This is a genomic window from Bradyrhizobium sp. BR 10289, from assembly GCF_019455385.1.
In the GTDB taxonomy this organism is placed as follows: domain Bacteria; phylum Pseudomonadota; class Alphaproteobacteria; order Rhizobiales; family Xanthobacteraceae; genus Bradyrhizobium.
Genome location: NZ_JACOFR010000021.1, coordinates 109,853 through 133,087, shown reverse-complemented (window position 1 = coordinate 133,087; position 23,235 = coordinate 109,853). Strand labels below are relative to the sequence as shown.

Below are 23,235 nucleotides of genomic sequence, written 5' to 3'. Positions count from 1 at the left end.
GCGCTGCGACCCCCGTCGTGCGCGAATCAAAAGACAATAACCCCGCGGTGACTCCGCCGGTAAGAGTCCAGATCGTGAACGCAAAGGCGGCTCCAAAAAAATGCGGGGCGCGCGGTTCCCGCCTCACGTAGTTCTGCGGGTGATTCGGTTGGGGGTGTCGGGTGTTAGCGGGTGAACGAGATTGTTTCCGCGACGTAGGTGCGCTCCCTCCCCCGCTTGCGGGGGAGGGTTGGGGAGAGGGCTCGTTCCGCATCGGGACAATCCCCCAGAGGAAAGAACCCTCACCCGCGTCGCTTCGCTCCGCGACCTCTCCCGCAAGCGGGAGAGGTGTCCTCACTCGCAGCTCGGCTACCGCCCCGTCGACCCAAACCCACCGGCGCCGCGATCAGTCGCTGACAGCGTCGCCACCGGAACCAGCTTGGCCTGCACCACCGGTGCGATCACCATCTGCGCGATGCGCTCGCCGCGCTTGATCACGAACGGCGCCTGGCCGTGATTGATCAGGATCACCTTGATCTCGCCGCGGTAATCCGCGTCGATCGTCCCCGGCGAGTTCAGCACGGTGACGCCGTGTTTGGCGGCAAGCCCCGAGCGCGGACGCACCTGCGCCTCAAAGCCCGACGGCAATGCGATCGCGAGTCCCGTCGGCACCAACGCGTATTGGCCGGGGGCGAGCGTCATCGGCTCGCTGTCGGGTACCGCGGCCATCAGGTCGAGACCGGCAGCATCCGTGGTCTGATAGGCCGGCAGCGGCAGGCCTTCGGCATGGGCCAGCTGCTGCAGTTCGACGGTAACCTTCGTGCTCAAGATGCGGACTCCAGGGATTTGCCGGTCACGCTTTTGGCGACATGCGCGACCAGCTCGATGGCGACCTGTTCCTTGGTCATCACCGGCCAGGAATCAACTGCGAATTCACCGTCCTTGCGGCTTATCAAATGCACGGTGTTGCGGTCGCCGCCCATCACGCCGGTGGCCGGCGAGACGTCGTTGGCGACGATCCAGTCGCAGCCCTTGCGGGCGAGTTTTGATTTTGCGTTGTCGATGAGATGCTCGGTCTCGGCGGCAAAGCCGATCACCAGCGGCGGCCGCTTGTCGGTCAGCTTCGAGATCGTGGCGAGGATGTCGGGGTTCTCGACCAGCTGCAGCGGCGGCATGCCGGCTGATGTCTTCTTCAGCTTCTGCTCGCCCTCATTGGCGACGCGCCAGTCGGCGACCGCGGCGGCGAAGATCGCGATGTCCACGGGCAGCGCGGCCTGCACCTGTTCCAGCATCTGCCGTGCGGATTCGACATGCTTCACGGTGACACCAGTGGGATCGTCGAGATCGACCGGGCCGCTCACCAGAATCACCTCGGCGCCGGCGGCCTGCGCCGCGGCGGCAATGGCAAAGCCCTGCTTGCCGGACGAGCGGTTGGCGATATAGCGCACCGGATCGATCGGCTCGTGCGTCGGCCCCGCGGTGATCAGCACGCGCTTGCCGGCAAGCGGCCGCGGCACCGGCGGCCGCAGCAGTTTTTCGGCGGCGGTCGCGATCTCGATCGCCTCCGACATGCGGCCGACACCGGCTTCGCCGGCTTCGGCCATCTCGCCGGAATTGGGTCCGATGAACAGGATGCCGTCGCGCTGGAGTTGCGCGACGTTGCGGCGTGTCGCGGCGTTGTTCCACATCAGCGGATTCATCGCCGGTGCAATCAGGACCTTGCGGTTGGTGGCAAGCAGGATGGCGCTGGCGAGATCGTCGGCATGGCCGTTCGCCATCTTCGCCATCAGATCGGCGGTCGCGGGCGCCACCACGATCAGATCGCAGTCGCGTGCGAGGCGGATGTGGCCGGCGTCGGACTCGCTCTGGGGGTCGAACAGATCGGTGTAGACGCGCTCGTGCGACAGCGCGCTCACGGCGAGCGGCGTGACGAATTGCTGGGCCGCCTTGGTCAGCACGCAGCGGACCTCGATGCGCCGCTCCTTCAGCCGCCGGATCAGGTCGAGCGACTTGTAGGCCGCGATGCCGCCGCCGATGATCAGGGTGACACTGGCCTCGGGGACAGCGCCGGTGCGCTGGGCCATGGGGGCGGTGGATGGAGCCGGCGGCGCCGAGAACGGCGTCAGCGGCTCCTCGCGACCCTCGATCAGCTCCCGCAGGATGACCCGGACCTCTTCCTCGACCGATCTGTGGTTTTTGGCCGAGCGGAGCCGCAGATAGGTTTTGACGTGTTCGTCGAGCTTACGGATGGTCAGGCTTGCCATGACGCCCCTCCAGCACAGATGATGGCATTGCTATCATCTGTTTGATTGCAATGCAATCAAGTGGTTTGGCAATCACAGATTCCGGACAGCGATCAGGATTCCGATGAAGGTCGCGGCGATGATCCAGAGCGCGACGGTGCGCCAGCGGTTCTTGCGCCCTTCGCTGCGGCCCATCGCGGCGATGCTCTCCGGCGACAACCTTATGCCCTCCCGCGTCATGGTCTCGAGCTGCTCGAGCACGGCGACCGAGCGCTGGGCGATGTCGGGCAGGCGCATCAGCACCCGGGCGAGATCGCCGCCACCGGCCAGCGCGCCCTGCACCCGGCCGATCGGTCCGAGATTGCGCTCGATCCATTCGCGCACGACGGGGTCGGCGATCTTCCAGATGTCGAGCTTGGGATCGAAGCCGCGCGCCACGCCCTCCACCACGACCATGGTCTTCTGCAGCAGGATCAGCTCGGGCCGCGTCGTCATGTCGAACAGGCCGGTGACCTCGAGCAGCAGCGTCAAGAGCCGCGCCATCGAGATCTCCTCGGCGGTGCGGTTGTGGATGGGCTCGCCGATGGCGCGGATCGCCTGCGCAAAATTCTCGACCGAGTGATGCGACGGGACGTAGCCCGCCTCGAAATGCACTTCGGCGACGCGGCGATAATCCCGGGTGATGAAGCCGAGCAGGATCTCGGCGAGGAAGCGCCGCTCCTTCATGCCGAGCCGGCCCATGATGCCGAAATCGACTGCGACCAGGCGGCCGGCGTCGTCGAGGAACAGATTGCCGGGATGCATGTCGGCGTGAAAGAAGCCGTCGCGCAGCGCATGCCGCAAAAAGCTCTGGATCACCTTGCGGCCGAGATCGGGCAGATCGACTTGGGCTTCGGCGAGGCGCTTGTGGTCGTTCAGCGCGATGCCGTCGATCCACTCCATCGTCAGCACGTTGTGCGTGGTGCGGTCCCAGTCCACGGTCGGCACACGAAAATCGGGATCATCCTGCGTATTCTCCGCCATCTCCGACAGCGCGGCGGCTTCCAGCCGCAGGTCCATCTCCATCGCGACCGAGCGCGACATGGTGTTGATGACCTCGACCAGGCGCAGCCGTCGTGCTTCAGCCGAATAGGCCTCGGCCTTGTGTGCGACGTAGAAGAAATCGGAGAGGTCGCGACGGAAGCGCGCGGCTACGTTGGGCCGGAGCACTTTGACGGCAACAGGCTTGCGAATGCCGGCGTGCTCGACCTCGCCGCGATGCACCTGTGCGATCGAGGCGGCCGCAACCGGCGGGCTGAGGCTGACGAACACATCGTTCAGCGGCCGCTCCAGCGATGTCGCGATGACGGCCTCGGCTTCGGCCTGCGGAAACGGCGGCAGGCGATCCTGCAGGCTTTCGAGGTCGCGCGCCATATTCAGGCCGACGACGTCAGGGCGTGTCGCCAGGAACTGGCCGAGCTTGAGATAGGCCGGGCCCATACGCGTCAGCGCGCGCGAGATCCGCGGGCCATACTTGGCGCCGCGGCGTTCGACGATGCGCGCCAGCTTGAGCGCCAGCTGTCCCGGCGGCGGCACCAGGCTCGGATCGACGGCGCCGAACACGCCTTCGCGCGCAAACACGAACGCGGCGCGGATCAGGCGCGAAATGTGGGTGATGGCAGAGATCACAAACGCCAGCCCGAATGCAGTGCGACGATGCCGCCGGACAGGGTCTGCCAGCTCACGCGGGCAAAGCCGGCGTCGCGGATCATGTCGGCGAAGGCGTTCGGCTTCGGAAACTTGCGGATCGATTCGACCAGATATTGGTAAGACTCGGCGTCGCCCGTGACCATGCGGCCGAGCGGCGGGATCACCTTGAACGAGAACAGGTCATAGAGCTTGTCGAGGCCCGGCATCTCGACGGTGGAGAATTCCAGGCACAGGAAACGGCTGCCGGGCTTCAGCACGCGATAGGCCTCGCGCAGCGCAAGATCGATCCGTGGCACGTTGCGAATGCCGAAGGCGATCGTATATGCGTCAAAGCTGCGGTCGGCGAAGGCGAGCGCTTCGGCATTGCCTTCGACGAAATCGACCTGGGTCTCGAGATGTTGCTTGATGGCGCGCTCGCGGCCGACGTCGAGCATCCCGGAATTGATGTCGCAGACGGTAGCATGGAAGCCAGCGCCCGCCGCCTTGGCGGCGCGGAACGAGATATCGCCGGTGCCGCCGGCGACGTCGAGCAACGCGAACGGCCGGTCGCCCCTGGGCGGGTTGAGCGCGTTGATCATGATGTCCTTCCAGACCCGGTGCAGGCCACCGGACATCAGATCGTTCATCAAATCATAGCGCGACGCCACGCTGTGAAACACATCGTTCACCAGCGTCTGCTTGTCCCCGAGGGGAACGTCCTTGAAGCCAAAATGCGTGGTTTCGCCCGGCCGATCCATTACTCTACTCCACGAGGGCGGACCATAGCCTGCCCGCCGCAATGGCGCTATCACACCGCCTCCATAAGGTGAATGCCTGACCATGCCTGAATTGCCCGAAGTCGAGACCGTCCGCCGCGGCCTTCAGCCCGTCATGGAGGGCGCAAAGATCCTGGTCGCGGAGGCCCGCCGGCCGGATCTGCGGTTTCCGTTCCAGCCGGACTTCGTGGCCCGGCTGAAGGGGCAGATCGTCACCGGGCTCGGCCGCCGTGCAAAATATCTCATGGCCGATCTCGGCTCCGGCGACGTGCTGCTGATGCATCTGGGCATGTCGGGCTCGTTCCGCGTCATCAAGCCGGACGACGAGGCCGCGCCGGGTGAGTTTCATTATCCCAAGGGTAAGGACTCCACGCACGACCACGTGCTGTTTCGGATGTCCTCCGGCGCCGACATCGTCTTCAACGATCCCAGGCGCTTCGGTTACATGAAAGTGATCGCGCGCGACGCGCTTGAGGACGAGCCGCTGCTGCGCGGTCTCGGCCCCGAGCCGCTCGGCAACGAATTCGACGCCGCGATGCTGGCACGCGCCTGCCAGGACAAGACCACCAGCCTGAAAGCCGCATTGCTGGATCAGCGCGTGGTCGCGGGGCTCGGCAACATCTATGTCTGCGAGGCCCTGCATCGCTCGCATCTGTCGCCGCGCCGCATTGCCGCGACACTCTCGACCAAGAGGGGCGAACCGACCGATTACGCCAAACGATTGGTCGGTGCGATCCACACCGTGCTCAACGACGCCATCAAGGCCGGCGGATCGTCACTGCGCGATCACCGCCAGACCTCGGGTGAGCTCGGCTATTTCCAGCATTCGTTCAAGGTCTATGACCGCGAGGGCGAAAAATGCACGACGCCCGGCTGCGGCGGCACGGTCAAGCGCTTCACCCAGAACGGCCGGTCGACGTTCTGGTGTCCGAAATGTCAGAAGTGAGGATCGGGTTGCCTCTCTCCACCCGTCATTGCGAGCGCAGCCGTTTTGCCTGACAGTTCAGACGTCTGCGCGCCGTCGCCGCAATTCTTCCGCCGGCAGCGGTTCTACTGTGCACGGGGTTGTTTTCGAGATTTCGTTCGAGGGTGCGTTCGCCACCGCCCAAACGCGAAGCGAAGCAATCCGGCCGGGCTGGTGACCGGATTGCTTCGTCGCTAAAGGCCCTTCCGGATGGCGAAGGGCCAGCTGTCGTCCGAGCGATCGCCCCGCTCAGGACGCCAGTGTCGTGGTCTCGTCCGCCGTCTGTTCGGCGGCGATATGAAGCACGCCGTTGGCGGCCGAGATGACCTGGTCGATCAGGACATTGGTGGTGGCTTCGAGCTCGAGCCGGGTCTCGATCCAGCGCCAGAGGCCGCGGATCTCGTCCGCCGACTTGCCGTTCGGCGCGAACTCGCTGACGGCGAGGCCGCTCGCGAGCGCGTCCTGGTGGTCGTTGCGCATCACGATCAGCGGGCGCGCGAGCACCTCAGCGAGATCGAGCGCGGCTTCCTCCGCAAGCGTATTGGCGGCGTTGTCGATGCGCTGGCCGCGGATCGGGGTCTGGTTCAGCACGAAGCTGTAGGGACGCTTCCAGGCGCGCGCGACGCTGACGGTGGAGACCGTCGCCTCGATGTCGGCGACGCTCGGGCGGGCCGGGATCAGGCAGAGGTCGGAATGGCGGATCGCGGCGGTGGTGGCGGCGGACAGGCCGGCCGCAGTGTCGACGATCGCGAGCTGCAGGCCGCTGTCGGCCAGCATCTTCAGGCGCGGCTCGATGTCGGCGGCGTGATAGATCGGCTCGACCACGAGGTCGTCATTGTTACGGCGGCGCTGCCAGTTGGAGAGGGTGCCCTGCGGGTCGGTCTCGATCAGGCGAACGGTGAAGCCGGCCTGCTTGGCCGCCAGCGCGAGGCCGATGGCGAGGGTGCTTTTGCCACTGCCGCCCTTTTGGGTGGCGAGTACGATCGTGTGCATTGGAAGATGAATCCTTTGGATTGCTTGGGTCTCGGGAAAACGCCACGCGAACGTGCATCGCTTCTCGATGCTGAGCTCTTCTCGCTCAGGACGTGCCCTGCCCGATCCAAAGGGGACCGCGGATGTCCGAATCAACTGATACGATGATGGCAGAATCGGGAATGCCAGTTAATCCGTACCAGTACTGGACCCGTCATCGCGCCTATGATGTGCTCGCCGCCGTGAATAAGAGAGGCGAGCGGCATGAGCGGAAATTGGCGCGACCGGACGGCAACCAGCTTCGACTGCCAGAAGATGCCGGCGGTCTCCAGCCGCGGCATGGTGGTGAGCAATCACCCGCTGGCCTCCAGCGCCGGCGCCGAGATGCTGGCCGCCGGCGGCAACGCCATCGATGCCGCGATCGCCACCCTGTTCACCCTCACCGTGGTCGAGCCGATGATGGTCGGCATCATCGGCGGCGGCATGGCGCATATCAGGCTTGCCGACGGCAGCCACCGCTTCATCGACGGCCAGAGCACCGCACCCGTGTCGGTGCGCGACACCACCTACACCTCCAAGCCCGGTTCGGCCCATGACGTGTTCGACACCGTCGGCAACGAGAACCTCAACGGGGCGAAGGCGGTTGCGACGCCGGGCTCGCTGAAAGCCTGGTGCGAGACGCTGCAAAGGTTCGGCACCATGAGCCTCGCCGACGTGATGCAGCCTGCCATCAAGCACGCCGCCCGCGGCTATGCGGCGACGCCGTACCTGCACGAATGCATCAGCGAATGCGCTGCTGAGATGCGCAAGGACAAGCCGATTGCGGCGGTGTTCTTGCCCAACGGCGAGCCGCTGAAGGTCGGCGAGCGCGTGGTGCAATCGGAATATGCGGAAACCTTGCGGTACATCGCCGATCACGGCGAGAAGGCGCTCTATGAAGGGCCGCTCGGCGACATTCTCGCCGACTACATGGAAAAGGCCGGCGGCTTCATCCGCCGCAACGATCTCACGAACTACAAGACCGTCGAGCGGCAGCCGATTCGCGCCGACTATCGCGGCTGGACCATTTTCGGCCCGCCGCCGCCCGCGGCCTCCGGCGTGCATATCACGCAGATGCTGAACATTCTCGAGGGTTACGACATCGGCAATCTCGGCTTCGGTACAGCAGAGACCATTCACTATCTTGCGGAAGTCTTGAAGATTGCCTTCGCCGACCGCGCCGCCGCCAGCGGAGACCCTGACTATGTCGGTGTGCCCGTCGAGAAGCTGACCTCGAAGGCCTATGCCGAGGAACGCCGCCGCGCCATCGACCCGGCGCGCGCGCAAGTCTTTGGCGCCGGCGTGACGCAGCTCGAAAGTGCGCACACCACCCACATGACGGCGGCAGACAGTTTTGGCAACGTGGTCGCGACCACGCAGACCATCAACAATCTGCTCGGCGCCAAGATCATGATCCCGGGCCTCGGCGCCATCGCCAACAATTACATGAACCTGTTCGATCCGCGTCCGGGCCACGCATTGTCGGTCGCGCCGGGCAAGCGCGTCACGACCTCGATGTCGCCGATGATGGCGCTGCGTGACGGCAAGCTGCGCTATGCGCTCGGCCTGCCCGGCGGCAAGCGCATCTTCCCCAGCGCGATGCAGGCGCTGGTCAATCTGATCGACCATGGCATGAGTTTGCAGGAAGCGGTCGAGGCACCGCGGGTCTGGACCGAGGGCAATGCGCTCGAAGTCGAGCAGAAGGTACCGGAAGCCGTGCGCGCAAAGCTCGCGGCGCTCGGTCATAAGGTGCAGCCCGTTCCGACCGTCGCCGGCGGCATGAACGGCATCGCCTTCCACGACGACGGCACCATGACCGGCGCCGCCTGCTGGCGCGCCGACGGCACGCCGGTCGGCATTTCTGGAGGCCTCGCGAAGGCCGGGGTCAGGTTCAGGCTCGCTTGATCTCGTGCCCCGGACGCGCTGCGGCACGCAGTGACGCTGCGCAGAGCCGGGGCCCAGAAGCTTTCTTGCATAGAATTTTAGGATGCATGGTCCCGGCTCTGCGCAGCAACGCTACGCGTTGCAGCGCGTCCGGGACACGAGAGTTGTGTTTGCCGCCGGCCTTATTTCCGCACGCAGATCACGCGCACGACGGCAGCCTTCGCATCCGTCGATGTGCCGTTCGCGGTGACGGCGTTCGCTTTCAGGAAATCCCGCACCGTCTCCGCGGACACCATCACCGCCTGCGACGCCGGCACCGCTGTCGCGGGCCCTGCGAGCACCGCCGGCTTCAACAGTGCGACACCCGCGAACTTGCCGTCGCTATCGATGGCCGGGGCACCCGAGAAGCCGACCGCGGGCGGCGGCGACAGCGCAGAGTCGCTTGACGTGACCGGCGCCAGTGCGCCCTTGAGGCTGGACACGCCGGCGGCGCCGCCCTGACTCTGCGGATCGGCGATGCCGACGACATCGACGCTCGTTTTCGCCAAGCCGCCTGCGAGGCTGAGCGGCTTCAGGCCGCGCGCGCCGTAGATGTGCAGCAGCGCAAGATCGTGCTCCTTGTCCTCGGCGAGGCGATCGGCACTGCCGAAGCCGGCGATGGTGATCGCAAGGCAGCTGTCGGTGACGAGGCGGTCGGTGACGATCGCGCCGTCGTCGCTGACGACGATGCCGGTGCCATACTCGACGGTCTTGCGCGGCGCTGGCCCCGCCAGCGGCCCCGTCGGAAACGCGTTGAAGGCGCTCGACATCGCGATCACGACCGGCTCGACCGTATTCTCGGTGGCCTGATCATAGAGGATCGTCATGATGCGGACTTCGTCGCCCTTGAAGGTGCCGCGCACGTAAAACTTCTTCAGGCCCTGCAACCCTGACAGCACGAAGAAGTCGGGCTTCACCACGGTGTAGTCGACCTTGCGGTTCGGCTCCTTCTTCTCGGCATCGGCGAGTTTTGCCGTGGTCGGGTTCGCTTCCTTGCGGCGGCTGAGCAGCACCTGCACGGTTCCGGTCGGCGAGGTCCATTTCGAGCCGTTGGCGTCGGTCGTCTGATTCGGCACCAGCTTGCCGGGAATGCCGAGCCGCGCGCCGCTGGTCATCTCCGTCACGATCTTCCAGCCGACGCTGTCCTGCTTGCGCCGGGCGGTCTCGGCGAGCACGGCCCGCTCCTGCGGATTGAGCACGCCGGTCGGCTTGCTGCCCTTGAGCTTCTGGTACTCCTTGATGGCCTCGACCATGCGCGTAGAGACGTCGCCGGTGATGGCGCCGTTATACTGGCCGACCCAGGCCAGATCCGACTGCAGCGACAGCCGCTCTGCTTGCGTCATGCCATCCGCCGTTTCTGACGGCGTCTGCAGCGCGGGCGGCTTGACGGGGACGGTCTGGACCACTTTCGGCTTGGGGCCGGGGATTTGTGGCGTCGTCATCTGGCCGCTCGCGCCTGTGGCAGACGCCAACATCAGTGTTGCCGCAAGCATCGATCTCATGACAAATCCAGCCAGCCCATTGAACGCGCTGCCATTGAAGCACATCTCGTTGGTCGCGAACAGGATTGGGGTGGTTCAGGAGTAAGAGAAGGTGCTGAGCCCGGACGAACTCGAACGCTATGCCCGCCATATCGTGCTGCGCGATGTCGGCGGTCCCGGCCAGGCTGCGCTGAAGAAGGCTTCCGTGCTGGTGATCGGCGCCGGCGGGCTCGGCGCGCCCGCGCTCATGTATCTGGCCGCCGCCGGCATCGGCACGCTCGGTGTGGTCGATGACGACGTGGTGTCGCTCTCGAATCTCCAGCGTCAGGTCATCCACACCACGCCCGATATCGGCCGCCACAAGGTCGAGAGCGCGGCCGAACGGATTGCGGCGCTCAATCCGCATGTCCGCTTCGTCGGTCATGCCACCTGGCTCAATGCCGACAACGCGCTCAGCCTGATCGGTGACTACGATCTGGTGCTCGACGGTTCCGATAATTTCTCGACCCGCTATCTCGTCTCGGACGCCTGCTTCTTCGCGAAGCGGCCACTGATCACGGCGGCGCTCGGCACGTTCGACGGCTCGCTCACCACGATCCGCGCCCACGAGACCAACGAGCAGGGCGACTTCAATCCGACCTATCGCTGCCTGTTCCCGGAAGCGCCGCCGCCCGGCACGGTGCCGGCCTGCGCCGAGGCCGGCGTGATGGGCGCGCTCGCGGGCGTGATGGGCTCGATGATGGCGCTGGAGGCGATCCGCGAGATCGTCGGCTTTGGCGAGGGCCTCGTCGGCCGCCTGCTGATGATCGATGCGCGCGCGATGCGCTTCGAGACGCTGCGTTACGCGCGTGATCCCGCCAATCCGCTCAACGGCGATGGGCCCGTGATGTCGGATCTCGGCGCCCATCGCACCTGATGACACCGGTTACGCGCTGGCCGGCTTCTCGCTGTCGAGGTGCGCCATCTGCTCGGCCGCGTAGCGCGTGCCGGCGGCAACGTTCGGCGGGAAGGCTTTTGCCAGTGTCGCAAGATGCGCCGGCGTCAGCGTCACCTTGGTCGCGCCGAGCGCTTCGGTGAGACGTGTGCGGGTGCGCGCACCGACCAGCGGGATGATTTCCTTGCCCTGCGCCGCCACCCAGGCGATTGCGACCTGCGCCGGCGTTGCGCCGATCTCGCCCGCGATGGCGCGCAGCTGCTCCACCAGTGCGAGGTTGGAGTCGAGATTGGCGCCCTGGAAGCGCGGCGTCATCAGCCGGTAGTCGCGGCCGGTCTTGCCGGAGTCCTTCGTCCAATGGCCGCTGATCAGGCCGCGCGCGAGCACGCCGTAAGCGGTGATGGCGATGCCGAGTTCGCGGCAGGTCTTCAGGATGTCGCGTTCGATGCCGCGCTCGATCAGCGAATATTCGATCTGGAGATCGGCGATCGGATGCACCGCATGCGCACGGCGGATGGTGTCGGAGCCGACCTCGGACAGGCCGATATGCTTGACGTAGCCGGCCTTCACGAGATCGGCGATGCCGCCGATCGTCTCCTCGATCGGAATGCCGGGATCGAGACGCGCCGGGCGGTAGATGTCTATGTAGTCGGTGCCGAGGCGCTGCAGCGAATAAGCAAGGAAGTTTTTGGTCGCAGCGGGTCTGGTGTCCATTCCGGCGAATTCGCCGGCCGGCCCACGCAAAGCGCCGTACTTGACGCTGATCTGCAATTTTTCGCGCGGCACACCCTTCAGCGCTTCGCGGAGCAGCATCTCGTTGTGGCCCATCGCGTAGAAATCGCCGGTGTCGAGCAGTGTAATGCCAGCGTCGAGCGCCGCGTGCACTGTGGCAATGGCCTCGCCGCGATCCGCGGGTCCGTAGACTTCCGACATGCCCATGCAGCCGAGGCCGAGGGCTGAGACGGTCGGGCCGGCCGACCCGAGTTTGCGCTGTTCCATGATGGCTCTCCCAAAAAGGCGGCTGATGGTGCCGCGTGACGAGGCCAGATATGCGCCTGGTCGATTGAGCCGATAAGCTGGACAATCTGGAATGCCTTGTTCACATTGGCGAACAATGGCTGAGCCCGACCTGCGCGATCTGGATGCCTTCGTGGCGGTCGCCCGCACCCGCAATTTCCGGCGTGCGGCGGTCGAAATTCGCTTGTCGGTGTCGAGCCTAAGCCAGCGGTTGCGGGACCTGGAGGAGCGCCTCGGCGTCCGCCTGATGAACCGCACCACCCGCAGTCTCGCGCTGACAGAAGCGGGAGAGCTGCTGCTGTCGAAGGTGGCGCCGGCGCTGCGCGATGTCGGCGATGCCCTCGAGCAGGTCCGCGGCCTCCGCGAGGTCGCCTCGGGGCGGCTGCGGATCAATGCGCCGCCGCCGGCGGTCGATCTGGTGCTGGCACCGATGGTCGGGCCGTTCCTTGCCGCGCATCCGCAGGTCGATCTCGACATCGTCTCCGAAAGCGGCTTCGTCGACATCGTGAGCGGCGGCTATGACGCCGGCGTGCGCTATGGCGAGCATCTCGCGCAGGACATGGTGGCGATCCCGCTCAGCGGTCCGCAGAGCTACGTCGTCGTCGCATCGCCCGACTACATCGCGCGCCGCGGCAGGCCGAAGCATCCGAAGGATCTGCTCGAGCATGATTGCATCCGCGCGCGCTATTCGAGCGGTGTCATGCACGATCTGGAGTTCGAGAAGGCCGGCCAGATCATAAAGGTCGATCCGCCGGCAAAGCTGATCTCGACCAACATGAATCTTGCGATGCGCGCCGCGCTCGACGGCGCCGGCATCTGGGCGAGCCTCGATGGCTATGTCGGCGATGCCGTGAAATCCGGCGCGTTGGTCAGCCTGATGGAAGACTGGTGCGAGCCGTTTCCGGGCCCGTTCCTGTATTATCCGAGCCGTCGCCAGACGCCCCCAGCGCTGCGCGCGTTCATCGATTTCGTCGCCGACTGGCGCAAGCGCAAATAAGCCTCAGAGCATGCTCGGCAGCACGCGATCCGGCGGCTTGTGGGCGTCGAGGAAGGTGCGGATGTTGATGATCACCTTCTCGCCCATCTCGACGCGGCCTTCGATCGTGGCCGAGCCCATATGCGGCATCAGCGTCACCTTGCCCGCCTTGGCGAGCCGCACCAGCTTTGGATTGACTGCAGGCTCGTGCTCGTAGACGTCGAGGCCGGCGCCGCCGATCTCACCGCCTTCGATCAGCTTGATCAGCGTGTCTTCATCCGTCACTTCGCCGCGCGCGGTGTTGACGATGTAGGCGTCCTTGCGGATCAGCTTCAGCCGCCGCGCCGAGAGCAGGTGATAGGTCGCCGGCGTATGCGGACAGTTCACCGAGATGATGTCCATCCGCGCCAGCATCTGGTCGAGGCTTTCCCAATAGGTCGCGCCAAGCTCTTCGGCGATGACAGGGGCGACGGGACGGCGGTTGTGATAGTGGATTTGCAGGCCGAAGGCGCGGGCGCGGCGCGCGACCGCCTGGCCGATGCGGCCCATGCCGATGATGCCGAGGCGCTTTCCCCCGATGCGGTGGCCGAGCATCCAGGTCGGCGACCAGCCCGCCCAGGGCTTTCCTTCCGTCAACACCGAGGCGCCTTCGATCATCCGGCGAGGCACGGCCAGGATCAGCGCCATGGTCATGTCGGCGGTGTCTTCGGTCAGGACTTTCGGCGTGTTGGTGACGGTGATGCCGCGGGCATGCGCGGCCTCGACGTCAATATTGTCGACGCCATTGCCGAAATTGGCGATCAGCTTCAGCCTGCAGTCCGGCTGGTTGACGATGTCCGCGCTAATGTGGTCGGTGACGGTCGGAACCAGCACGTCGGCGGTGCGCGCGGCTTCCGCGAGCTGCTCGGCCGACAGCGGCGTGTCCTCGAGATTGATCCGCGCGTCGAACAGCTCGCGCATCCGGGTCTCGATCGAGTCCGGCAGCTTGCGCGTCACCACGACGAGGGGCTTTTTCTTCACCGACATGTCCTGCCCTCATGAGGCGTTGCAGGCCTGCCCCTGTCGTCAAGGGCCGGCCGTTGAGGCCTCATTAACCCGGTTGTTCGACACTGCCTCTGCCGTGTCTGTCCCCGGCGTTTCCTTCAAGCTCTCCCGACATTTCCGGCCGGAAAATCGGGGCAAACTGGTTGTTCAGAAGTCCGTCCTCTCTAGCAGAAGGCCGGGCCAAGACAAGTTGGCTTCGGGAACACAAGCGTGGGGCGAGAGGGGTTACGCGGCAGGGTTTGGAATTTGGGGTGAGGACCGGGCATGAGGCCTAGGTCTTCGACAGGAGACGGGTTGATGGCGTTGGGGCGTTTTTGTTCGGTGATGGCGCTCGTTTGCACCTGGTTGAGCGCCTCGGCCAGTCCCTCGCATTCGGCCAAGGACGCCACCCCCCAGACCGCCAGCGGCCTGCCGGTGCCGCGCTATGTCAGTCTCAAATCGGATCACGTGAATGTCCGGGCCGGCCCGACCAAGGACAATGACGTCGCCTGGGTCTACACCCGCGCCGGCCTGCCGGTCGAAATCACCGCCGAGTTCGAGAATTGGCGCCGGGTGCGCGATTCCGAAGGCGCCGAGGGCTGGGTTTATCATTCACTGCTGTCGGGCCGCCGCACCGCGGTCGTCACCATGAAGCACAAGGACGAGCTCGCGCCGATCTACGACCGTCCCGATCCCGACAGTGCGGTTGCAGCAAAGCTCCAGGCCGGCGTCGTCACGCAGGTCAAGAAGTGCACTGCAAACTGGTGCCGCGTCACCGGCAACGGTTTTGACGGCTGGATCCAGCAGGAACGCCTCTGGGGCGTCTACTCGGACGAGCAGGTCAATTGACGGCCTGAAACGACAATGGCCGGGAAACCCCGGCCATGACGATCAAATCTGCGATGTCGGACGATCTCAGCGCTTCTTGCGCAGGCGCACGACCATATCGATGCGGGCGATCTCGTAACCCTCCGGCACCTCCGGCATCTTGGACAGCGCCAGATGCGGATCCTCGATATCGACCAGCTCGTGGCTGTTCTCGAGGTAATAATGGTGGTGGGTGGTGACGTTGGTGTCGAAATAGGTTTTGGTGCCGTCGACACTGACCTGACGCAGCAGGCCGGCGTCGGTGAGCTGATTCAGCGTGTTGTAGACGGTTGCGAGCGAGACCGGCACCTTGGCCAGCGTTGCTTCCTCGTACAGCATTTCAGCCGTGAGGTGGCGCGCACCCTTGCCGAACAGGAGCCAGCCCAGCGCCATGCGCTGGCGCGTCGGGCGGAGCCCGGCGGACTGGAGCATCTCGTTGACGTCGTGCCAGGGGCAACCGGTCAGGGCCGGCTGGCGGCCGGACAGGAGGGCCGCGGCATGGACGTCGTCGTCATGATGGGGCGCGGTATTCTCGCTCATTTCCAGATTTCGGGCACGCGTGAACAATATCTCCCGTGAATATAAGAACAGATAGATGCAGATGCAAGTTTCTCGCAACTAGAGAGGTTCTAATCAGCTCTGGAACCGGGCGATGACCCCGTCATTTTACCTTCATGAGAGCGCTTTGCCACCGAAATAGCCTGTGTTAGAGAGCCCGCGGTTCCGCTTAGCCGATCTTGGCGCAGCCGGGCATGGAAGCCCGGTCCCACCGTCCGACCGGGGCGTGCGGGAGTTGCGCCTGAGGGTTGGCGATCGGCGTTGCCGTCCAACCGGGACGGGGCCCATTTTTGCCCAGAAACGCCGCTCAATCGGGATTTGAACAGAGGCTCGTACATGCTGAACAGGCGCAACGGTTACGAATACGAAGATCTGCTGGCATGTGCCCGCGGCGAGATGTTCGGCCCGGGCAACGCCCAGCTGCCGCTGCCGCCGATGCTGATGTTCGACCGCATCACCGAGATCAACGACAATGGTGGCGAATTCGGCAAGGGCGTGGTGCGCGCCGAGCTCGACGTGAAGCCTGACCTCTGGTTCTTCGGTTGCCATTTCAAGAACGACCCCGTCATGCCCGGCTGTCTCGGCCTCGATGCGCTGTGGCAAATGGTCGGCTTCTATCTGGGCTGGACCGGGGGCGAAGGTCGCGGCCGCGCGCTCGGCCTGAACGAATTGAAGTTCAGCGGCCAGGTGCTGCCCGACGCCCGCAAGGTTGTGTACAACGTCGATATCAAGCGCGTGATGCGTTCAAAGCTCGTGCTCGGCATTGCCGACGGATGGCTTTCGGTCGACGACCAGATTATTTATCGCGCCAAGGATCTGAAGGTCGGCCTGTTCAAGCAGGGCGTGAACCTGGGCTGACGCGCATCATCGAGAAGACAACGATTAAGGCGAGGCTGTCATGAGGCGGGTTGTGGTCACCGGAATGGGCATCGTCTCGTCCATCGGAAACAACACCCAGGAAGTGCTTGCGAGCCTTCACGAGGCGAAGTCGGGCATTTCGCGGGCTGAGAAATATGCCGAGCTCGGCTTCCGTTCGCAGGTGCAAGGTGCGCCGACGATCGATCCTGCGACCGTGGTCGACCGCCGCGCGATGCGCTTCCTCGGCCAGGGGGCGGGGTGGAATCACATCGCGATGGAGCAGGCGATCCAGGACTCCGGCCTGTCGCCCGACGAAGTCTCCAACATCCGCACCGGCATCATCATGGGCTCCGGCGGCCCCTCGGCGCGCACCATCGTCGAATCCGCCGACATCACCCGCACCAAGGGACCGAAGCGCGTCGGACCGTTTGCAGTGCCGAAGGCGATGTCGTCCACGGCTTCCGCGACACTCGCGACCTGGTTCAAGATCAAGGGCGTGAATTACTCGATCTCCTCGGCCTGTGCGACGTCGAACCATTGCGTGGGCAATGCCTATGAGACGATCCAGATCGGCAAGCAGGACGTCATCTTCGCCGGCGGCTGCGAAGAGCTCGACTGGTCGCTCTCGGTGCTGTTCGATGCCATGGGCGCGATGTCCTCGAAGTACAACGACACGCCCGCCACCGCCTCGCGTCCCTATGACGTCAACCGCGACGGTTTCGTCATCGCCGGCGGCGCGGGAGTCCTCGTGCTGGAAGAGCTCGAGCACGCCAAGGCGCGCGGCGCGCGGATTTACGGCGAGATCGTCGGCTACGGTGCGACCTCTGACGGCTACGACATGGTTGCGCCGTCGGGCGAGGGCGCCGAGCGCTGCATGCGTATGGCGATGTCGACGGTGAAGACCAAGGTCGACTACATCAACCCGCACGCGACCTCGACGCCTGCAGGCGATCCGCCGGAGATCGACGCCCTCCGCCGCGTGTTCGGTACCGGCGAGAAGTGCCCGCCGATCTCGGCAACCAAGGCGCTGACCGGCCACTCCTTGGGCGCCACCGGTGTGCAGGAGGCGATCTACTCGCTGCTGATGATGAACAATGGTTTCATCTGCGAGAGCGCGCACATTCAGGAGCTCGACCCGGTGTTCGCCGACATGCCGATCGTTCGCAAGCGCATCGACAACGTCAAGATCGGCACCGTGTTGTCGAACTCGTTCGGCTTCGGCGGCACCAACGCCACGCTGGTGTTCAGTCGGCTGGATGTGTAAGGCCAGCACGATGTCATGCCCCGCGAAAGCGGGGCATCCAGTACGCCGCGGCTTCTCGATCCATCACGACCCTCTCTGGAATACTGGCTCGCCCGCCCCAGTGCGCAAGTGCGCACAAGGCGGGCGATGACCTCAGGATAATGGGAACCACATGGAAGGTTTGATGAAAGGCAAGCGCGGTCTGATCATGGGCATCGCCAATGATCATTCGATCGCCTGGGGCATGGCGAGGACACTGCATGCCCACGGTGCCGAGCTTGCGTTCACCTTCCAGGGCGAGGCCCTCGGCAAGCGCGTCAAGCCACTCGCAGAGTCTCTCGGTGTCGAGCTGGTGCTGCCCTGCGACGTCGAGGACATCGCCAGCGTCGATACCACCTTCGACGTGCTGCGCGAAAAATGGGGCAAGCTCGATTTCGTCATCCACGCCATCGGCTTTGCCGACAAGAACGAGCTGAAGGGCCGCTACGCCGACACCAGCCGCGAGAATTTTTCGCGCACCATGGTGATCTCCTGCTTTTCGTTCACCGAGGTTGCAAAGCGCGCCGCCGAGTTGATGACGGACGGCGGCAGCATGATCACGCTGACCTTCGGTGCGTCCGAGCGATCGATGCCGAATTACAACGTGATGGGCGTGGCCAAGGCGGCGCTGGAAGCCTCGGTGCGCTATCTCGCTTCCGATTTTGGACCGCGCGGCATCCGCGTCAACGCCATCTCCGCCGGCCCCATCCGCACCCTCGCAGGCTCCGGCATCGGCGAGGCGCGCGCAATGTTCGCCTTCATGCAAAAGCACTCGCCGCTCCGCCGCGGCGTCACGCTCGACGAGCTCGGCGGTTCGGCGCTGTATCTGTTGTCGGATCTCTCCGGCGGCGTGACCGGCGAGATTCACTACGTCGATAGCGGCTACAATATCGTGCTGATGCCCCGGCCGGACGATCTGAAGGCGCCGGAGTAACCTGCAGCCATCTCTCAAGGCTGCGGTCGAGTTCGGCACCTCGAAACGGCAACGTACCCAGTCTGGGTCGAGGGTCTGGGGCTCAATCTTCCTTGAGATAGCCCGGCAGGCCCCGGTCGAGCTTGTCTGTGACGAGTGCACGCGTCCTCTCGCGCAGCGCCGCGCTGGCGGAAGCTGCCGCGGGCGGGTCAGGAAACAATGAGTTGTCGAGTTTGTTGAGCGGGTCTTCGGTCAACCGCATTCCCGCTGCGAAGTTGGCGCCGAAATTCACAAAGGGGCGCTTGATTTCCTCATAACTCCTTCCGTCGATCAGTGTGATCGCAACAATGGCGAAGAGATGCGAGTGACGGAGGATGCTGCCCACCCCCTGATTGTAAGTGCCGATGCCGTTCAGCATCATGTGCGAATTCGGCAGCTCCGCCTTGAAGGTGGTCGCAACAAGATAACGCTCGCAATTCGCATTCGCGGTGAAACTCCGCACGATGTCCGGCAGCCGCTCCCCGGGATCGCGGATCAGGATCGTTTTCGGATTATAGAAGGGCTCGAAGACGCCTTTGGGATAGGCGATCCTGCGTACGCCAGGATCGTTGCCTGCCACTGCGCGCACCCGTGCAAAAACGAGATCATCGAGGCCCCAGTCGATCGGCACCTCGGTTGCTTCAGCTTCGAAGATCGTGATGCCAAACTTCTGGACGGAGTAGCGATCTCCGATCACCGAGATGACGCCGAGCCGGCACGGGCCGCTCTCCGCCGCGACCGGCTGCTTTGCAGCCGGTTTGGCTTTCGGTGCTGCCTTCTTGGCCGCCGGCTTGGCCGGCGTTGCGGATTGAGGCGGAGGCGCGGTGGGTGCGGGAGGAGTTTGCGCGACCGCCGCGCCAAACCCGGACAGCAGCGCAACCAGCGGGACAGCAATTCGAGCCATGGATTCCAGGAGATCAGAGGCGGGAGGTTATCGGCCAAACCACACTGGGTGGGGATCATGACAACAGCAAGCTGCGTCCGGCCACCGCCGATTATAGGGCGAAGTTCTGCCGTCTCCACCGGTAGCATTTCATCGTAAAGCCGGTGACCGGGGAGATGTCTTCCTTCTCGAACACGAATCCCTCGCGCTCGTACCAGCGCCAAGCCTTCTTGTTCTCGCGGACGCAGCGCAAGCAGATCTCGTCGGGCATCTGCGCGCGCGTGAAGGCGAGCAATTGGCGGCCGAGCGACCGGCCCTGATAGGCGGGGGCGACGAAGAGCTGGTCGAGATAGAGCTTTGGCAGATGCAGCGCCAGCATCGCTGCGATGGTGCCGTTGTCGTCGGCGGCGAACAAGGTCCAGCCGTCCTCGATCTCGCGCCTGACGCGCGCACGCAGGTTCGCCAGCAGGAAGTTGCTGGCTTCGGCGAGCCCGGTCGAGACCCAGCTCTCCATCCAGACGCGGGCGATCTCGTCATATTCATCCGCGCGGGCGGGGCGGACGATGGGATGTGACATCAGGAGCCCTGCGCCCGTTGGCTACGGACGGATTGTCGCGCGCGCACCTTGCCGGCCGACAGGCAGACCACTTCGGAGATTTGCAGCAGCTGCCGCGCCAGCGGGCTGGTCTTGCGCCAGACCATGCCGATCGTGCGAGAAGGTTCGGGATCGCGAAACCGCGTCAGCGAGACCGAGGCGGATCGCGTCTCCACCGGCACGGCCATCTCCGGAATCAGGGTCACGCCGATGCCGGCGCTGACCATCTGCACCAGCGTCGACAGCGAGTTCGCATCCAGCATCTCGCGCGGCGGCGCCGATTGCATGTTGCAGAACGACAGCGCCTGGTCGCGGAAGCAGTGTCCCTCCTCGAGCAGCAGCAGCCGCATCTCCCGCATCATCTCGCGCGAAGGTGCCGGCGTTCCCTCGTCAGCACTCGGCCGCACCAGCAAAAACTTCTCGTCGAACAGCGCGACCTCGGTCAGTGACGGCTCCGACACCGGCAGCGCGACGATGGCGGTGTCGAGCCGTCCCTCGACCAACTCCTGGATCAGGCGCGGCGTCATGGTCTCGCGCACGCGGATGTCGAGCTCCGGATGCATGCGTGTGAGATTCTTGGTGATCTTGGGCAGCAGGTAAGGCGCGATCGTCGGAATCATGCCGATGCGGAGGCGGCCTGCGAAGCGGTCCTGTGACGCCCGGGCGAAATCGCCGAGCTCGTCGACCGAGCGCAGGATGTCGCGGACGCGCGGCGCGAGCTCCTCGCCGAACCGGGTCAACGCCACCTGCCGGGCGCTGCGTTCCAGCAGCAAGCCGCCGAGCGCGTCCTCCAGTTCCTTGATCTGCATCGACAGCGCCGGCTGCGAGATCGAACTGGCTTCTGCCGCGCGGCCGAAATGGCCGTGGCGCGCCAGCGCGTCGAAATAGCGGAGCTGGCGCATTGTTACATTCGCCATCAGAAAATCCTATCGCAGCGATCATTAAAGTCAACTTCCCCTGATCGAATGCCCGGCTTAGACTGCTTCTACCTGGTCAAAAGGCGCGAGTTCGACGCCGCCAGAGGAGGTATTCATGGACGACTCTTCGAAGTGCCCGTTTTCGGGCGGAAAACCCACGCGGGTGAACCGCGATTGGTGGCCGACCCAGCTCAGCATCGAGGTGCTGCACAAGAATTCGCCCAAGTCCGATCCGATGGACGAGGGTTTTGACTACGCCAAGGAATTCAAGTCGCTTGATCTGAACGCGGTCATCAAGGATCTGACCGCTCTGATGACGGAGTCGCAGGAGTGGTGGCCGGCCGACTTCGGTCACTATGGCGGCCTCATGATCCGCATGGCCTGGCACAGTGCGGGCACCTACCGCATCACCGACGGCCGCGGTGGCGCCGGCGCCGGTCAGCAGCGTTTCGCTCCGCTCAACAGCTGGCCCGACAACGCCAACCTCGACAAGGCGCGCCGTCTGCTCTGGCCGATCAAGCAGAAATACGGGCGCAAGATCTCCTGGGCCGACCTGATGGTGCTCGCGGGCAACGTCGCGCTGGAATCGATGGGCTTCAAGACCTTCGGTTTTGCCGGCGGTCGCGTCGACGTGTGGGAGCCGGAAGAGCTGTACTGGGGTCCGGAGGGCACCTGGCTCGGCGATGAACGCTACAGCGGCGAACGCCAGCTCGCCGAGCCGCTCGGCGCCGTGCAGATGGGCCTCATCTACGTCAACCCGGAAGGCCCGAACGGCAAGCCGGACCCGGTCGCCGCGGCAAAAGACATCCGCGAGACCTTCGCCCGCATGGCGATGAACGACGAAGAGACCGTCGCGCTGATCGCCGGCGGCCACACCTTCGGCAAGACCCACGGCGCGGGCGATCCCTCGCTGGTCGGTCCGGAGCCGGAAGCAGGCGCGCTGGAGGATCAGGGCCTCGGCTGGAAGAGCAAGCACGCATCGGGCCATTCAGGCGATGCCATCACCAGCGGCCTTGAGGTGACTTGGACGACGACGCCGACCAAGTGGAGCAACAATTTCTTCGAGAACCTGTTCAAGTACGAATGGGAGCTGACGAAGAGCCCGGGCGGCGCCAACCAGTGGACCGCCAAGGGCGCCGACGCGATCATTCCCGATGCCTTCGACAAGTCGAAGAAGCATAAGCCGACCATGCTGACGACCGACCTCTCGCTGCGCATGGACCCGGCCTACGAGAAGATCTCGCGCCGCTTCCTCGAAAACCCCGATCAGTTCGCCGACGCGTTCGCCCGGGCCTGGTTTAAGCTCACCCATCGCGACATGGGCCCGATCCAGCGTTATCTCGGCCCGCTGGTGCCGAAGGAGACGCTGATCTGGCAGGATCCGATTCCGGCCGTGGACCACGAGCTGGTCAGCGATCAGGACATCGCCGCGCTGAAGACCAAGATCCTGGCTTCGGGTCTCTCGGTCCCCGAGCTGGTCTCGACCGCCTGGGCCTCGGCCTCGACGTTCCGCGGCTCGGACAAGCGCGGCGGCGCCAACGGCGCGCGCATCCGTCTTGCTCCGCAGAAGGACTGGGAGGTGAATGAGCCGGCGCAGCTCTCCAAGGTGCTGGGCAAGCTCGAAGCGATCCAGAAGGACTTAAATGCGTCATCCGGCGCTAAGAAGGTCTCGCTGGCGGACCTCATCGTGCTCGGCGGTACCGCCGCGGTCGAGAAGGCCGCCAAGGATGCCGGCATCGACGTCAAGGTCGGCTTCACGCCGGGCCGCATGGATGCTTCGCAGGAGCAGACCGATGCTGCCTCCTTTGCCGTTCTGGAGCCGCGGGCCGATGGTTTCCGCAACTATGTCGGCAAGCGGCATCAATTCATGCAGCAGGAAGAGGCGCTCGTCGATCGCGCGCAGCTTCTGAGGCTCACCGGCCCCGAGATGACGGTGCTGGTCGGCGGCCTGCGTGTGCTCGGTGCCAATGCGAACGGATCGAAGCACGGCGTCTTCACCTCCAAGGTGGGCACGCTGTCCAACGATTTCTTCGTCAACCTGCTCGACATGAGCGCGCAGTGGACGCCGGTCGCTGACGGCAGCTACGAAGCGCGCGACCGCAAGACGGGCGCGGTCAAGTGGACTGGCACGCGTGTCGATCTGATCTTCGGCGCACACTCGCAGCTCCGCGCCTTCGCCGAGGTCTATGCGACCTCGGATTCCAAGGAGAAGTTCGTCAAGGACTTCGCCAAGGCCTGGACCAAGGTGATGAACCTGGATCGCTACGACATCGTGGCGTGAGGCACTGATCCCGCCTCGGGTTCGGTGCAGCCTCTCCCGCTTGCGGG

General features: G+C 64.8%; 21 protein-coding genes. 9 read left to right on the top strand and 12 right to left on the bottom strand.

The annotated features are described in order from the left end of the window. Positions 1 to 348 precede the first annotated feature (348 nt). The 4 genes from dut to ubiE form a co-directional block, all read right to left on the bottom strand. Positions 349 to 807, bottom strand: a complete 459-nt coding sequence (dut, locus tag HYH08_RS28460) for a dUTP diphosphatase (RefSeq protein ID WP_220013143.1) — start codon at positions 805 to 807, stop codon at positions 349 to 351. Further along, entirely contained in the window at positions 804 to 2,243 is a 1,440-nt protein-coding gene (gene coaBC, locus HYH08_RS28455) for a bifunctional phosphopantothenoylcysteine decarboxylase/phosphopantothenate--cysteine ligase CoaBC (RefSeq protein ID WP_220013142.1), read from the bottom strand. Before coaBC ends, dut begins: the two co-directional genes overlap by 4 nt. Before the next feature lie 72 nt (positions 2,244 to 2,315). Beyond that, entirely contained in the window at positions 2,316 to 3,890 is a 1,575-nt protein-coding gene (gene ubiB, locus HYH08_RS28450) for a 2-polyprenylphenol 6-hydroxylase (protein WP_220013141.1), read from the bottom strand. After that, positions 3,887 to 4,648, bottom strand: coding sequence for a bifunctional demethylmenaquinone methyltransferase/2-methoxy-6-polyprenyl-1,4-benzoquinol methylase UbiE (gene ubiE / locus HYH08_RS28445; protein WP_220013140.1), 762 nt, complete (start codon positions 4,646 to 4,648; stop codon positions 3,887 to 3,889). Before ubiE ends, ubiB begins: the two co-directional genes overlap by 4 nt. Positions 4,649 to 4,730: 82 nt before the next feature. Between ubiE and mutM the strand changes: the two genes are divergently transcribed. Further along, entirely contained in the window at positions 4,731 to 5,612 is an 882-nt protein-coding gene (gene mutM / locus HYH08_RS28440) for a bifunctional DNA-formamidopyrimidine glycosylase/DNA-(apurinic or apyrimidinic site) lyase (RefSeq protein ID WP_220013139.1), read from the top strand. A gap of 267 nt (positions 5,613 to 5,879) precedes the next feature. Here the strand turns inward: mutM and HYH08_RS28435 are convergent, their stop codons facing one another. Next, positions 5,880 to 6,623, bottom strand: coding sequence for a nucleotide-binding protein (locus HYH08_RS28435; RefSeq protein WP_220013138.1), 744 nt, complete (start codon positions 6,621 to 6,623; stop codon positions 5,880 to 5,882). Positions 6,624 to 6,866: 243 nt separating this feature from the next. Here HYH08_RS28435 and ggt point away from each other — a divergent pair, with 243 nt between their 5' ends. Continuing rightward, positions 6,867 to 8,546, top strand: a complete 1,680-nt coding sequence (gene ggt, locus HYH08_RS28430; protein WP_220013137.1) for a gamma-glutamyltransferase — start codon at positions 6,867 to 6,869, stop codon at positions 8,544 to 8,546. A gap of 161 nt (positions 8,547 to 8,707) precedes the next feature. Here ggt and HYH08_RS28425 read toward each other — a convergent pair whose 3' ends face one another. Beyond that, positions 8,708 to 10,066: a serine protease gene (locus HYH08_RS28425; RefSeq protein WP_220013136.1), complete on the bottom strand. Its 1,359-nt coding sequence runs from the start codon at positions 10,064 to 10,066 to the stop codon at positions 8,708 to 8,710. 91 nt (positions 10,067 to 10,157) lie between these two features. Here HYH08_RS28425 and HYH08_RS28420 point away from each other — a divergent pair, with 91 nt between their 5' ends. Beyond that, positions 10,158 to 10,961, top strand: coding sequence for a HesA/MoeB/ThiF family protein (locus HYH08_RS28420; RefSeq protein ID WP_220013135.1), 804 nt, complete (start codon positions 10,158 to 10,160; stop codon positions 10,959 to 10,961). 9 nt (positions 10,962 to 10,970) lie between these two features. Here HYH08_RS28420 and HYH08_RS28415 read toward each other — a convergent pair whose 3' ends face one another. Beyond that, positions 10,971 to 11,978: an aldo/keto reductase gene (locus HYH08_RS28415; protein WP_220013134.1), complete on the bottom strand. Its 1,008-nt coding sequence runs from the start codon at positions 11,976 to 11,978 to the stop codon at positions 10,971 to 10,973. 115 nt (positions 11,979 to 12,093) lie between these two features. Here HYH08_RS28415 and HYH08_RS28410 point away from each other — a divergent pair, with 115 nt between their 5' ends. Next, positions 12,094 to 12,993, top strand: a complete 900-nt coding sequence (locus tag HYH08_RS28410) for a LysR family transcriptional regulator (RefSeq protein ID WP_220013133.1) — start codon at positions 12,094 to 12,096, stop codon at positions 12,991 to 12,993. Positions 12,994 to 12,996: 3 nt separating this feature from the next. Here the strand turns inward: HYH08_RS28410 and HYH08_RS28405 are convergent, their stop codons facing one another. Further along, positions 12,997 to 13,998: a 2-hydroxyacid dehydrogenase gene (locus tag HYH08_RS28405; RefSeq protein WP_220013132.1), complete on the bottom strand. Its 1,002-nt coding sequence runs from the start codon at positions 13,996 to 13,998 to the stop codon at positions 12,997 to 12,999. A 315-nt stretch (positions 13,999 to 14,313) separates the two neighbouring features. Here HYH08_RS28405 and HYH08_RS28400 point away from each other — a divergent pair, with 315 nt between their 5' ends. Next, complete coding sequence (locus HYH08_RS28400; protein WP_220013131.1) at positions 14,314 to 14,844, top strand: SH3 domain-containing protein; 531 nt, start codon at positions 14,314 to 14,316, stop codon at positions 14,842 to 14,844. Positions 14,845 to 14,910: 66 nt separating this feature from the next. Here the strand turns inward: HYH08_RS28400 and irrA are convergent, their stop codons facing one another. Then, positions 14,911 to 15,402 (bottom strand): iron response transcriptional regulator IrrA, encoded by a 492-nt coding sequence (gene irrA, locus HYH08_RS28395; protein WP_008131763.1) that lies wholly within the window; start codon positions 15,400 to 15,402, stop codon positions 14,911 to 14,913. Between the two features lie 354 nt (positions 15,403 to 15,756). Between irrA and fabA the strand changes: the two genes are divergently transcribed. From fabA to fabI, 3 genes are all read left to right on the top strand, one after another. Continuing rightward, the gene (fabA, locus tag HYH08_RS28390; RefSeq protein WP_220013130.1) at positions 15,757 to 16,278 is read left to right on the top strand and encodes a bifunctional 3-hydroxydecanoyl-ACP dehydratase/trans-2-decenoyl-ACP isomerase; all 522 of its coding nucleotides are present in this window, start codon (positions 15,757 to 15,759) and stop codon (positions 16,276 to 16,278) included. 40 nt (positions 16,279 to 16,318) lie between these two features. After that, positions 16,319 to 17,542 carry a beta-ketoacyl-ACP synthase I gene (gene fabB, locus HYH08_RS28385; protein WP_220013129.1) on the top strand — a complete coding sequence of 408 codons (1,224 nt, stop codon included), beginning with the start codon at positions 16,319 to 16,321 and terminating at the stop codon, positions 17,540 to 17,542. 151 nt (positions 17,543 to 17,693) lie between these two features. After that, positions 17,694 to 18,494 (top strand): enoyl-ACP reductase FabI, encoded by an 801-nt coding sequence (gene fabI, locus HYH08_RS28380; protein WP_220013128.1) that lies wholly within the window; start codon positions 17,694 to 17,696, stop codon positions 18,492 to 18,494. Between the two features lie 82 nt (positions 18,495 to 18,576). Here fabI and HYH08_RS28375 read toward each other — a convergent pair whose 3' ends face one another. From HYH08_RS28375 to HYH08_RS28365, 3 genes are all read right to left on the bottom strand, one after another. Beyond that, positions 18,577 to 19,209, bottom strand: a complete 633-nt coding sequence (locus tag HYH08_RS28375) for a hypothetical protein (protein WP_228748113.1) — start codon at positions 19,207 to 19,209, stop codon at positions 18,577 to 18,579. A 298-nt stretch (positions 19,210 to 19,507) separates the two neighbouring features. Next, the gene (locus HYH08_RS28370) at positions 19,508 to 19,972 is read right to left on the bottom strand and encodes a GNAT family N-acetyltransferase (RefSeq protein WP_220013126.1); all 465 of its coding nucleotides are present in this window, start codon (positions 19,970 to 19,972) and stop codon (positions 19,508 to 19,510) included. Next, a complete protein-coding gene (locus HYH08_RS28365) occupies positions 19,972 to 20,907 on the bottom strand; it encodes a hydrogen peroxide-inducible genes activator (protein WP_220013125.1) in 936 nt (311 codons plus the stop codon). Before HYH08_RS28365 ends, HYH08_RS28370 begins: the two co-directional genes overlap by 1 nt. A 115-nt stretch (positions 20,908 to 21,022) precedes the next feature. Between HYH08_RS28365 and katG the strand changes: the two genes are divergently transcribed. Beyond that, positions 21,023 to 23,188 (top strand): catalase/peroxidase HPI, encoded by a 2,166-nt coding sequence (gene katG / locus HYH08_RS28360; RefSeq protein WP_220013124.1) that lies wholly within the window; start codon positions 21,023 to 21,025, stop codon positions 23,186 to 23,188. Positions 23,189 to 23,235 lie beyond the last annotated feature (47 nt).